This is a genomic window from Streptomyces sp. NWU339 (assembly GCF_003143855.1).
Classification (GTDB): Bacteria; Actinomycetota; Actinomycetes; order Streptomycetales; family Streptomycetaceae; genus Streptomyces.
This window is the reverse complement of sequence record NZ_QFRK01000092.1, coordinates 1-11,936: the sequence shown is the minus strand read 5'-3', so window position 1 is coordinate 11,936 and position 11,936 is coordinate 1. Positions and strand designations below refer to the sequence as shown.

9 protein-coding genes and 1 pseudogene are annotated in these 11,936 nt (G+C 73.0%); 5 read left to right on the top strand and 5 right to left on the bottom strand.

The annotated features are described in order from the left end of the window. The 4 genes and pseudogenes from DIZ27_RS46350 to DIZ27_RS48600 form a co-directional block, all read left to right on the top strand. Positions 1 to 357, top strand: a pseudogene (locus tag DIZ27_RS46350) (transposase); the annotation flags it as partial. 43 nt (positions 358 to 400) lie between these two features. Further along, on the top strand, positions 401 to 3,067 hold the full coding sequence (locus DIZ27_RS42110; RefSeq protein ID WP_375232076.1) for an alpha/beta fold hydrolase: 2,667 nt from the start codon (positions 401 to 403) through the stop codon (positions 3,065 to 3,067). Further along, positions 3,064 to 3,963 (top strand): ABC transporter permease, encoded by a 900-nt coding sequence (locus DIZ27_RS42105; RefSeq protein WP_109383593.1) that lies wholly within the window; start codon positions 3,064 to 3,066, stop codon positions 3,961 to 3,963. The genes DIZ27_RS42110 and DIZ27_RS42105 overlap by 4 nt, the downstream gene beginning before the upstream one ends. 288 nt (positions 3,964 to 4,251) lie before the next feature. After that, positions 4,252 to 5,202, top strand: a complete 951-nt coding sequence (locus tag DIZ27_RS48600) for a chaplin family protein (protein WP_109383592.1) — start codon at positions 4,252 to 4,254, stop codon at positions 5,200 to 5,202. Between the two features lie 149 nt (positions 5,203 to 5,351). Here the strand turns inward: DIZ27_RS48600 and DIZ27_RS42095 are convergent, their stop codons facing one another. Together DIZ27_RS42095 and DIZ27_RS42090 are read right to left on the bottom strand one after the other, a co-directional pair. Next, positions 5,352 to 6,617 carry an NAD(P)-binding domain-containing protein gene (locus DIZ27_RS42095; protein WP_109383595.1) on the bottom strand — a complete coding sequence of 422 codons (1,266 nt, stop codon included), beginning with the start codon at positions 6,615 to 6,617 and terminating at the stop codon, positions 5,352 to 5,354. A 2-nt stretch (positions 6,618 to 6,619) separates the two neighbouring features. Continuing rightward, positions 6,620 to 7,876, bottom strand: a complete 1,257-nt coding sequence (locus tag DIZ27_RS42090; protein ID WP_109383591.1) for an ATP-grasp domain-containing protein — start codon at positions 7,874 to 7,876, stop codon at positions 6,620 to 6,622. Between the two features lie 207 nt (positions 7,877 to 8,083). On the opposite strand from DIZ27_RS42090, the gene DIZ27_RS42085 reads away from it, so the two are divergent. Continuing rightward, positions 8,084 to 9,322: a glycoside hydrolase family 26 protein gene (locus tag DIZ27_RS42085; RefSeq protein WP_109383590.1), complete on the top strand. Its 1,239-nt coding sequence runs from the start codon at positions 8,084 to 8,086 to the stop codon at positions 9,320 to 9,322. Between the two features lie 32 nt (positions 9,323 to 9,354). Here the strand turns inward: DIZ27_RS42085 and DIZ27_RS42080 are convergent, their stop codons facing one another. The 3 genes from DIZ27_RS42080 to DIZ27_RS42070 all read right to left on the bottom strand — a co-directional run. After that, positions 9,355 to 10,050: a lipopolysaccharide biosynthesis protein gene (locus DIZ27_RS42080; protein WP_109383589.1), complete on the bottom strand. Its 696-nt coding sequence runs from the start codon at positions 10,048 to 10,050 to the stop codon at positions 9,355 to 9,357. Further along, positions 10,047 to 11,207 carry a glycosyltransferase gene (locus DIZ27_RS42075; protein ID WP_109383588.1) on the bottom strand — a complete coding sequence of 387 codons (1,161 nt, stop codon included), beginning with the start codon at positions 11,205 to 11,207 and terminating at the stop codon, positions 10,047 to 10,049. The genes DIZ27_RS42080 and DIZ27_RS42075 overlap by 4 nt, the downstream gene beginning before the upstream one ends. A 1-nt stretch (position 11,208) precedes the next feature. Continuing rightward, a partial coding sequence (locus tag DIZ27_RS42070) for a polysaccharide deacetylase family protein (RefSeq protein ID WP_375232075.1) occupies positions 11,209 to 11,936 on the bottom strand: 728 nt, incomplete at its 5' end.

Below are 11,936 nucleotides of genomic sequence, written 5' to 3'. Positions count from 1 at the left end.
GCCCAGGAGATCTACGCGCTCCTGACCGCCTATCAGGTGATCCGGATCGCCATAGCCGACGCGGCCCAGGCATCCGGCACCGATCCCGACCGCTGCAGCTTCTCCGTCGCCCTGAACGCCGCCCGCGACCAGATCGTCCAGGCCCAGGGCGTGATCGCCGACACCGTCATCGACCTCGTCGGCACGATCGGGCACGCGGTCCTGGGCACCCTCATGCCCGCACGGCGAACCCGCCTCGGCCCTCGCGCGGTCAAACGGCCTCTGTCCCGATACGCCTACAAGAGCCTCAAGGTCGACCGCCACACCTACAAGGCCACCGTCAGCATCGACATCTTGACGTCGGCTCCCGGACCGTAAACTTCACGGCCTTGCCCTTTAGGGTTCAGGCATGGACTTCCGAATGGCCCAGCTGTGGGCCCGTTTGCGAGGGGGCGGGCGTGGCGGTGGACGGCGGCCGCGGCGGACCCTGGCCGCCGTGGCCGCCGTCGTCGTGCTCGCCGGGGCCGGTACGTGGACCGCCGTCGCCTCCGAGGACCCGGCGCCCGCGGTCAGCCGGACCGACCGGACCACGAGTACGGCCGACGGGGTGCGCATCGACACCTCGTACTTCACCGCCGGCCCGGACGGCCGCCGCCCCGCCGTGCTGCTCGGGCACGGCTTCGGCGGCAGCAAGAACGACGTACGGCAGCAGGCCGAGGAGCTCGCCCGCGAGGGGTACGCGGTACTGACCTGGTCCGCGCGCAACTTCGGCAGGTCCACCGGGAAGATCGGGCTGAACGACCCGAAGGGCGAGGTCGCCGACGTCTCCCGGCTCATCGACTGGCTGGCGAAGCAGCCCGAGGTGCAGCTGGACGAGGACGGCGACCCGCGCCTGGGCATGGCCGGCGCCTCCTACGGCGGTGCCATCGCGTTGCTCACCGCCGGGCACGACGACCGGGTGGACGCCATCGCCCCCGCGATCACCTACTTCGACCTCGCCGAAGCGCTGTTCCCGAACGGCGTGTTCAAGAAGCTGTGGGCGGGCGTCTTCGTCAACACCGGCGGCGGCTGCGAGAAGTTCGAACCCGCGCTGTGCCGGATGTACGAGCGGGTCGCCGAGTCCGGCACCCCGGACGCCGAGGCCGTCGAGCTCCTCAAGGAGCGGTCCCCATCCGCCGTCGCCGACCGCATCGACGTACCGACGCTGCTGATGCAGGGCCAGAACGACTCCCTGTTCCCGCTCGGCCACGCCGACGCCGCCGCGAAGGCGATCCGGGCCAACGGCGCCCCGGTCGACGTCGACTGGATCGCCGGCGGGCACGACGGCGGTGAACCGGAGGCGGACCGGGTCCGCACCCGCACCCTGGCCTGGTTCGACCGGTACCTGAAGGACGACACGAGCGCCGACACCGGCCCCGCCTTCCGCGTCACCCGCACCGGCGGCGTCGACTCCACCGACGGGCGGGCCGTGCTGAGCGGCGCGAGCGCGGACCGCTACCCGGGCCTGACCGGCGGCGGCAGGTCCTTCCCCCTCACCGGAGGCGAGCAGAGCTTCGCCAACCCGGCCGGCGCCAACCCGCCCGCCGTCTCCGCCCTGCCCGGCCTCGGCGGCGCCGGCGGCCTCTCCCAGCTGTCCTCGCTCGGCGTCGGCGTCTCCCTGGACTTCCCCGGCCAGCACGCCCGCTTCGAGTCGGCCCCGGTCACCGGCGACCTGCGGATCACCGGATCGCCGACGGCCACCGTGCACGTGAGGTCGACCGGCGACGACGCCGTCCTCTTCGGGAAGGTGTACGACGTCGGCCCGGACGGACGGCAGCAGGTCCTGCCGTCCCAGCTGGTCGCCCCGGTCCGCGTCGAGGACGCCAAGGCCGGCAAGGACGTGACTGTCACGTTCCCGGCCGTCGACCACGAGGTCCGGCAGGGCCACCGCCTGCGTCTCGTCCTCGCCTCCACCGACCTCGGCTACGCCTCACCCGTCGCCCCGGCGACGTACACCGTCTCCCTCAAGAGCGACCTCACCGTGCCCACCGCGCCCGGAGTGACCACCGCGGCGGCCCCGCTGCCCGCGTGGGTGTGGTGGCTGCCGCTCGCCGGAGCCGTGACCGCCCTCGTCCTGGTGCTCACCGGCCGCCGCCGCACGGCCGCCGCGCCCCCCGACCCCGCACTCGCGGACGTGCCCCTGCAGATCACGGACCTGAGCAAGCGCTACGCCCGCTCCGCCGAGCGGTACGCCGTGCGGAACCTGTCCTTCCGTGTGGAGAAGGGCCAGGTCCTCGGCCTGCTCGGGCCGAACGGCGCGGGCAAGACCACCACCCTGCGCATGCTGATGGGCCTGATCACACCCGACGGCGGCGAGATCCGCGTCTTCGGTCACGCCATCCGCCCCGGCGCCCCGGTGCTCTCCCGGGTCGGCGCCTTCGTCGAGGGCGCGGGCTTCCTGCCGCACCTGTCCGGCCGGGAGAACCTGGAGCTGTACTGGCGGGCCACCGGACGCCCGCCCGAGGACGCCCACCTGGACGAGGCCCTGGAGATCGCGGGCCTCGGCGACGCCCTCGCCCGTGCGGTGCGCACCTACTCCCAGGGCATGCGCCAGCGCCTCGCCATCGCCCAGGCCATGCTCGGTCTGCCCGACCTGCTCATCCTGGACGAACCGACCAACGGACTGGACCCGCCGCAGATCCGCGAGATGCGCGAGGTGATGATCCGGTACGCGGCCGCCGGCCGCACGGTGATCGTCTCCAGCCATCTGCTGTCGGAGGTCGAGCAGTCCTGCACCCACCTCGTCGTCATGGACCGCGGCGGGCTGGTGCAGGCCGGGCCGGTGCGGGAGATCGTCGGCTCCGGCGACACCCTGCTCGTGGGCACCGGGTCCCCCGTGGACGAGCCGCTCGCCGAGAAGGTGGCCGCCCTGCCGGGCGTCGCCTCGGCGGTCCGCGTCGACGACGGGCTGCTGGTCCGCCTCGACGCCGACGGCACCGCCGCCCGCCTGGTCACCGAACTGGTCCGGCTGGAAGTGCCGGTGGAGTCGGTGGGCCCGCACCGCCGCCTCGAAGACGCCTTCCTCACGATGATCGGAGGTTCCGCATGAGCACGCTCGCCGAGCGGGCCGGACCCACCGGACCCGAAGCGCCGGCCGGGCCCGTGGAGGTGGCCGACGGCTACCGCGCGGGTCGCACGCTGCCGCTGCGGGTCGAGCTGGTCCGGCAGCTGAAGCGCCGCCGCACGCTCGTCATGGGCGCGATCCTCGCCGCCCTGCCGTTCGTCCTGGTCGTCGCCTTCGCGATCGGCGGTGAGCCGGAGGGCCGGGGGGGCCGGATCACCCTGATGGACACGGCCACCGCCTCCGGCGCCAACTTCGCCGCCGTGAACCTGTTCGTCTCGGCGGGCTTCCTGCTGGTCATCCCGGTCGCCCTGTTCTGCGGGGACACGGTCGCCTCGGAGGCCGGCTGGTCCTCGTTGCGCTATCTGCTCGCCGCGCCGGTGCCGCGCATGCGGCTGCTGTGGTCCAAGCTCGTCGTCGGACTGGGACTCAGCCTCGCCGCGATGGTGCTGCTGCCGGTCGTCGCGCTCGCCGTCGGCACCGCCGCCCACGGCTGGGGCCCGCTGCAGATCCCCACCGGAGGCTCGCTGGACCCCGCGACGGCGGCGCAGCGGCTCGTGGTGGTCGTGGCGTACATCTTCGTGTCCCAGCTGGTCACCGCCGGGCTCGCGTTCTGGCTGTCGACGCGCACCGACGCCCCGCTGGGCGCGGTCGGCGGCGCCGTCGGACTGACCATCGTCGGCAACGTCCTCGACGCGGTGACCGCCCTCGGCGACTGGCGGAACTTCCTGCCCGCGCACTGGCAGTTCGCCTGGGCGGACGCCGTCCAGCCGGACCCGGAGTGGTCCGGCATGATCCAGGGCACCGCGGTCTCGGTGACGTACGCGTTCGTGCTGTTCGCGCTGGCCTTCCGCGGTTTCGCCCGCAAGGACGTGGTGTCGTAGTCGCGCACGTCCCAAGTGGGCCGAGTGGGCCAAGCGGGTGAATCTGCGCAACCGATTCCCGTGCGTCGGGTTGATGAAGCAGAAGGGCTTGCGACGCCACGAGAAAGGAAAGCGCTGTGCTGCTCCGTCCGCGGTACACCGGCATCTTCCGCAGGCATCCCCGACGGTGAGCATGCCGTGGTGTCCACGTACCAGCCTCCCGGCTCCGCCGTGGCCGGCCTCGCGCGTCGATCTCCGTGCCGAGGCCGCCGGCTTTCCCACTTCTTTCGAGCAGGAAGACGAACGACATTGCGACAGACCCTGAGCAAGGGAGTGTTCGCGGCGGCCGCCGCGACGGGCATTCTCTCTCTGTACGGCGCCCCCGCCTTCGCCGACGCGTACGCGGAGGGGGCCGCCACGGACTCCCCCGGTGTGGCGTCCGGGAACAACGTCCAGGTGCCGGTGGAGGTGCCGGTGAACGTGTGCGGCAACACCGTCGGTGCGGTCTCCGTGCTCAATGAGGCGTCCGACAACCTGTGCGCCAACACCTCGCACCAGGCCGGGCCCCGGTCCGAGCACGCCGATTACAAGGCCGAGGACAAGTCCGGGCCCCGGTCCGCACAGCGGTCCTCCGCCGAGCGCTCGTACGGCGGCCACGATGGTCACGGCGGCGGTGGCGCGTACGCGGAGGGGGTCGCCAAGGACTCTCCCGGTGTGGCGTCCGGAAACCTCGTCCAGGTGCCGGTGCATGCGCCGGTGAACGTGTGCGGCAACAACGTCGACGTGATCGGGGCGTTCAACGAGGCGTCCGACAACGACTGCCGCAACACCTCGCACGGCGGCCGCGGCGGTGGCGCGTACGCGGAGGGGGTCGCCAAGGGCTCTCCCGGTGTGCTGTCCGGGAACCTCGTCCAGGTGCCCCTCGGCCTGCCGCTGAACGTGTGCGGCAACAACGTCGGCCTGATCGGGCTGTTCAACGAGGCGTCCGACAACGACTGCCGCAACGAGCAGGGCCGGTCGCCCGAGCCCGAGCACCGCACCGAGCGTGAGACGCCTTCGACGCCGCCCACGCGTACGCACACCCCGCCTCCCACGCACGTCGTCGACACGCCGCCGCAGGACGTGGAGGAGCCCGGTGCGCCGCCGCACCTGGCCGAGACCGGCAGTGACGGCATGCTGGCGGCCTCGGCCGCCGGTGCCACCCTGCTCGTGGGCGGGGCGTTGCTGTACCGCCGCGGTCGCGTCGCCCTCCGCCGGTAGCGGTTCCCGGGTGCCGGGCCCCGTCGGCCCGGCACCGCGCGGCTTGCCGGGGCTCTGAGCCCGGGCGGGCCCCCGGACCGGCCCGGGCCACCTCGTACGGTGGCCCGGGCCGGTCCGGGGGCTCAATGCTGTACGGAAAGGGTTTCCCGTCAGAGGCTCACCGGCGTCGGCGAATCGGCCCGGCCGACGGCCGACGGGACCGGGACCCTTCCCCGCGCGGGGGTGGACCTGAGCCGGCGGCGCACCCCTTGGACGAGTGCCGCCGCCGTGTACGTCGCGCCCTGGACGAAGCGCATGGACGGGCCGAAGCCGGACGCCGTCGTCAGGCCCGCGAAGAACAGGCCGGGATGGGAGGACTCGAAGCCCCGTCCGATCGCCGGGGAACCGTCGGGCAGGGCCGCCAGCGTCCCGCGCAGCTCGGCGGAGAGCATGCCGAGCCGCTCGCGGTGCACCCGGAACCCCGTGGCGGCGATGACGTGTTCGGTCCCGAGGGAGCGGGACTCACCCGTACGGTTCACCAGGTCCAGCCGTACGCCGCCCGGCACCGCGCAGGCCTCCGTGACCTCGTGGCCCGGCAGCAGTTCCACCGCGCGCTCCACCCGGTCCCGCACCCACCAGGCGCCCGCCGGACCCAGCGCCGTGGCCGCGATGCGCGACCGGGTCTGCTGCGGCAGCCGCCGGAAGAGGCCGGGGCGCTCGGAGTAGAACCAGTTCCGCCAGCCGGGGCCGAGACCGCTGTGCGGGGAGCGGACCGACTGCCACCAGGGGCGTTCCCAGGCCGGCGGCACGTCGTTCCAGTGCACCCGGTCCGCCCGCGCCAGCACCCGCACGCGCGTGCCCTGTTCGGCGAGAAGGGCCGCGGTCTCCAGGGCCGCCTGACCGCCTCCGAGCACCGTGACGTCCTTGCCGCGGAACTGGTCGAGGTCGCTGTGATGGCTGCTGTGCGTCACCAGTGAGGGGTGCAGTCCGCGCAGGGCCTGCGGCACCTCGATGAACGGCATCACACCGACCGCCAGCGCCACCGTCCGCGCGTGCAGTGCCTCCCCGTCGTCGGTGACCACCGTGAAGCCGGCGGGGCCGGACGCCACCCGGGTCACCATGCGCTCGTCGATCTCCGGAACGGCATGGCGGGCGAACCACAGGCCGTACTCCGCGAACGCCGTCACCGGGATCGGCTCCGCGTGACGTGCCGTCAGGCCGTGCTCCGCGCAGTAGGCGGCCAGGGTCCACTCCCCGTCCGGATCCGAGAGGTTGGACGCCCACGGCTCCGACTTCAGGAACATGCCGGCGGGCATGTTGTCCCGCCAGGACGCCATGGGCCGGCCGAACACGCGCAGGTTCAGCCCGGCGGCCGCGGCGTGGGACGCGATCGACAGACCGTACGGTCCGGCGCCCACCACCAGAAGGTCGTACATCATCAACTGCTCGCTTTCTCGTTGTCGTTCAGGGAGGGCGAGGCCGCCCGGGGGATCAGGGGTGATGCCGGTGCCGCCGCCGTGCCGGGGCCCAGCCGCTCGCGCAGCCGGCCGGACACATGACGGGCCCACAGGGCCCACATCGCCCGTCCGGGCCCGCGGTCGTCCCGGGCGTACCAGGCCAGTTCGCGTCCGCCCGGCGCCGTGCGCAGCGCGGCGAGCGGCGCGTAGTTCTCCACCACGAACGTCCGTCCGGCCACCGGCTCGCCGGCCGGCGGGCGACGGCCCGTCAGGTCCATGTGGAGGGCGCGTACGACGTCCAGTCCGGCGCTGTCCTCGAAGAGCCGGAACTGGGCGCCGGGGCGCGGGTTGAAGTCGAGCAGGTGGTAACGGCCCGTCGCGTGGCAGCGGCGGAAGTCGAGGTCGAAGACACCGCGGTAGCCCAGTTCACCGGCGAGCCGCTCGGCCAGGGCCTGTACCTGGGTGTTGGGCGTCCAGCAGCCCACCGCCGTCAGCCCCGCGCCGCGCGGCCAGGACAGTTGCTTCCGGCCCGGCCCACCCGTGCGCACGGCGCCCGAGTGGTCGGCGTAGCCGTGGAAGAACCAGTCCCGGTCCGGCCCCGGCGGCAGGTAGGCCTGCAACAGGAGCGGGCTGCCCGCCTCGTCGGTGCGCCGGTACAGCTCCCGGGCCTGCTCCGCGGACCGCACCAGCTGGGTGCTGCGCAGTCCGCTGCCGGCCGGCAGCAGCCAGGGCCGGCTCCACTTCGCCACCAGGGGCAGCCCGAGCCGCCACGCGTCCTCGGTGGCCCGCTGGGGGCTGTCCGGGACGAGCGTGACCGGGTGCGGAACGTCCGCGGACGCGCACACGGCGGCCAGCTCCGCCTTGTCGGCGACGCGTTCGGGCAGCGTGCCGGGCATCTCGGGCAGCAGGTAGGAGGGTGCCAGGACGTCCCGCAGGCGTCCGGCGGCGATCGCGCTCGCGTCGTCCATCGGGACCAGGACGGCGGGACGTGCGACCCGGTCGGCCACGCGGCGCAGCACGGCGAGGATGTCGTCCGTGGACGCGCCGGGCGCCGGCGGTGGATGCAGCCGCCGGACATAACGTGAGCGGTGAACGGGACTTCCGGACTCGTCGGCGACGACATGCACCTCCACTCCCGCCCTGCCGAGCGAACGCACGGCTCCCAGCGTTCCGTGATGGAAGGGATTCCGGTCGATCCGCAGAATGACGGCGGGGACGCGGGTGTCGAGCAGCGGCACGAATTCCTCCTTTTTTCGAGTTCTTTCGAGTTTTGCAGGGTTCTTCGGGTTTCTTTTCGATCGACTCACCCGCACGAGGGAGCGCGGCACTCGGAAGCCGCATGTCAGTGGCGTCACGGGATTTCCTGTGACTGACTTTCGTATGACTGTTCGTCAATAAAGAGTCCAGAAGCTGAAGGTCGAACGAGAGCGAAGAGAGGAGCCGGTATGGCCCCACAACACGAGCGTGTCCGGGTTCGCGGGCCGGTCGTGGGCGCGGTGGCGATCGCGGTGTCGGCCGCCCTGGCGTTCGGTCTCATGGCGGGCACGGGGGTGGAGGTGGCGGGCGACGACTCCCGCGCTCCGGGGCCGGGTCCGGCGGCGTCCGCCGAGGCGTCCCCGAGCACGGGGCCGTCCCGTCCGGTACCGGAAGGGAAGTTCCCGCCCTTCGGTGCCTTCCTCGCCTCCGACGCCCGGGGTGTGGCCCGTATGGAGCAGTTCAGCCGCTGGCTGGGCGGTGCCGAGCTCCGCGTCGGCCACACCTACCTGCCCGGCAACCACTGGAGCGACATCGCGGGCGACGTCGACTTCCTCAAGGCGTGGGCGCACTGGCGCAACAAGAAGGACGACCGGATGCTCGTCCTCAACGTGCCCATGCAGGAGCGCAACGAGGAGGGCGTCTCCGACGAGGAGGTCCGGCAGTTGCTGCGGCGGGGCGCGGCCGGAGAGTTCGATCACCACTTCCGTGCCCTGGCCGAGCGGCTGGTCCGGCTGAAGGTGCCGGACACGATCCTCGTGCTCGGCTGGGAGATGAACGGCGCCACGTACACCCATCGGTGCGGGCCGGATCCGGAGGCCTGGAAGAAGTACTGGAACAGGATCGTCACCACCATGCGGGCGGTGCCGGGCCAGAAGTTCCGGTTCGACTTCACGCCGAGCCGCGGCCGGGACTCCGTTCCCTGGACGCAGTGCTACCCCGGGGGCGAAACGGTCGACATCCTCGGCATGGACTCCTACGACCAGCCGGACGGAATGCCGTTCGACGAACAGGTGAATGAGCCGTACGGACTTCAGGACCACGTGGATTTCGCGAAAGCCCACGGCAAGCCCATCTCCTATCCCGAATGGGGGCTTTTCCGCAACGGCGACAATCCCGAGTACATGCGCCGCATGCTCGAGTGGATGGACGAGCACCGGCCGCTGTACAACACGGTGACCGACTACTGCCCGCACGGTGTGTGGCAGTGCGGCGACAACCCGGAATCGTCCCGCGTCTACCGGACGACGATGTTCGGCCGCACCGGCACGGCGACCCCGGCGCCCACTCCCACTCCCACTCCCACACTCCCGCCCACCGCGCCGAAGCCGCCGACGAGCTGCACGCCGCTGGACCTGGGCGACTGGGTGGAGCACTGGCTCGGCGGGAAGCTCTGCTTCCGCTTCGACTGGTGGTCGCGCATGGGTTAGCGCCACCGCCGGCCCGGCCGGGTACACCGCGGTCACCGCTTTTTGCGCGCGTCGGCGGCGGTGGCCGGGCCGGGCACCGAGGCGGCCGGGATGTTCTCGGCGTTCTCTGTGTTCTTGGCGTTCTTGGAGTTCTTGGCGTTCTGGCCGTTGCGCCGCGGCCGGGCCAGCAGAGCCAGCGAGCCCAGCAGCCCGCCCGCGCTCGCCCCCACCAGGGTGGTCACCGCGGGCGACGCGGACGTCGGCTCGTTCGGCTTCACCGCACGCGAGAACTGCACGAGCCGGACCTGGGTGCTGCCTTTGGTGTGGTCCGCGTGCCGGATCAGCGCGCGGGAGACCGCGTTGGCCATGTCGACGGCGAGGCCGGGGTTCGCCGAGGTGGCCGAGACGGCGACCATCGGCGCGTCCGGCGAGGTCGCCGTACGCACGCTGTCCCGCAGGGTCCGCACCGGAACACCCGCCCACACCTGGGCGTCCCCGAGCACCGCGAGCTGCGTGGCCACCCGTCCGTACGCCTGTGCGAAGCCGCGGGCGGACTCCGGGGTGGACTTCGCGGTCGGTACGGCGACGACGTAGCTGGTGGCCGTGTAGGTCGTGGGGGTGAGCATGCCGTACGCGCCGCCGGTCAGGCCGCCGACGAGAGTGCCGCCGACCACGAGTACGGACCAGGTCGGCAGCCTCCTGAGACGGTCCAGGAACAGGCGGTGCCGACGGGCCGGAGTGTCGGTCATGACGTGCTGGCTCCGAGGGATGAGAGGGATGAAGGGGATGAAGGGGAACGGGAGACGGCTGCCGCGTACACGTCCATGAGGCGGGCCGTGCTGCGGGTGATGCTGTAGCGCCGAGCGGCCTCGGGGGCCGTGCGCGGCCCGGGGCCCGCCGTGCGGACCTCGGCGATCGCGCGCGCGTACTCCTCGGGGCCGCCGAGCACCCGCCGGGCGCCAGCGGCCGCCGGCGCCGCGTCCTCGATCGCCGGACAGGACGCGTAGAGCACGGGCAGGCCCGACGCCAGCGCCTCCACGGCGGCCAGGCCGAACGACTCCTCCGCGGACGGGGAGGCGAGCAGGTCCATCGCCGACAGGAGCGAGGGCAGGTCGGGGCCCGGCGAGCCGTCCAGGCCGTAGGGACGTTCGCCGGTGAACAGGACGCGGCCGGCCACACCGGCCTCGCCGGCCGTGCGGCGCAGGAGGTGCTCCTCGGGGCCGCCGCCCACCAGCAGCAGCCAGTGGTCGTCCGGGAGCCGGGTGAGGGCGCGGACGAGGACGTCGAACCGCTTGCCCGGGGCGAGCCGGCCGACGCCGCCGACGACGAACGCGCCCTCCGGCAGACCGAGGCTCCGCCGGGTGCGCGCGCGCCGCTCCGGGTCGAAGCGGAAGCGGTCCAGGTCGATGCCGTTCGGGACGACCTCGATACGGGGAGCGGGCACGCCCCACCGCCGCAGACGGTCGGCCACCGCCGGGGAGACGGCGACCGTCGCCGACCCGAGCCGCTCGCTGCCGAGGTACAACGCCCGCACCCCCGCGGTCAGCCTGCGGCCCTCCAGCTGCGTGTCGCCCAGGGAGTGTTCGGTGGCGACGACCGCGCGGACCCCGGCCAGCCGCGCGGCGAGCCGGCCGTAGACGCAGGCCCGGTACAGGTGCGTGTGGACCAGGTCGTAGCCGCCGGCCCGGATCAACCGGACCAGTCGGGGGAGCGCGGCCAGATCACGGTTGCCGCCCATGCCGAGATGCACGACGCGGACCCCGTCGGCGGTGAGCCCCTCGGCGACGGCACCCGGGTTGGTGAGCGTCACGACGTCGCAGCCGACGGGCAGATGACGCAGCAGCAGACGCAGTTGCTGCTCGGCCCCGCCGACACCGAGACCGGTGATGATGTGCAGAGCCCTCATCTCACAGACCCTCCACCGGACGCCGGCGCCACCGGTGCAGACGGTGCTTCAGGTGCAGGCGCCAGGCCGAGTCGTTCTGGCCGATGTGCACGCGCGGCAGGGCGTGCGGGCCGGTCAGCGGGCCGGGATCGATGGCACAGGCGTAGGCGTATCCCGCTTTCCGCACCGCCTGGACGGCGCGGGCGTCGATCGTGCCGTACGGGTAGCAGAAGCCGTCGGGCCGGGTGCCCGTCAGCTCCGCCAGCCGCGCGCGGCTCTCGGTGACCTCGGCCTCGAGGGTGGGCCCGTCCGCCCGGGTGAGGTCGACGTGGGTCAGCCCGTGCGAGCCGATCTCCACCCCCTCGGCCGCTGCGTGCCGGATGCCGTCCGCGGTCAGCAGCGGCTTGCGCGGGCCGAGCGGGTCCCAGGCGTTGTCGCCGCCGAGCCGTCCGGGCAGCACGAACAGGGTGGCGCCGCAGTCCCAGCGGCGCAGCAGCGGAAGGGCCTCGGTGACGAAGTCGGTGTACCCGTCGTCGAAGGTGAGCCCGACCAGGCGCCGGCCCTCGCCCCGGGCGCGGGCGGCGAGCAGGTCGGCCACGGACACGCCGCGCAGCCCGCGCCGGCGCAGCCAGGCCAGCTGCTCCTCGAGCCGTTCGGGCGTGACCGTGATGCGGTACGGATCGTCGGAGCAGTCACCCACCGAGTGGTACATCGCCACCCACGGGACGGGGCCCGGGGGTGGCGATGTAC

Bases quoted from the DNA above. Each gene is read 5' to 3' on its own strand.
- DIZ27_RS42110 (WP_375232076.1), top strand. From the start codon at position 401: ATGGCCCAGCTGTGGGCCCGTTTGCGAGGGGGCGGGCGTGGCGGTGGA.
- DIZ27_RS42105 (WP_109383593.1), top strand. From the start codon at position 3,064: ATGAGCACGCTCGCCGAGCGGGCCGGACCCACCGGACCCGAAGCGCCG.
- DIZ27_RS42095 (WP_109383595.1), bottom strand. From the start codon at position 6,617: ATGTACGACCTTCTGGTGGTGGGCGCCGGACCGTACGGTCTGTCGATC.
- DIZ27_RS42085 (WP_109383590.1), top strand. From the start codon at position 8,084: ATGGCCCCACAACACGAGCGTGTCCGGGTTCGCGGGCCGGTCGTGGGC.
- DIZ27_RS42080 (WP_109383589.1), bottom strand. From the start codon at position 10,050: ATGACCGACACTCCGGCCCGTCGGCACCGCCTGTTCCTGGACCGTCTC.
- DIZ27_RS42075 (WP_109383588.1), bottom strand. From the start codon at position 11,207: ATGAGGGCTCTGCACATCATCACCGGTCTCGGTGTCGGCGGGGCCGAG.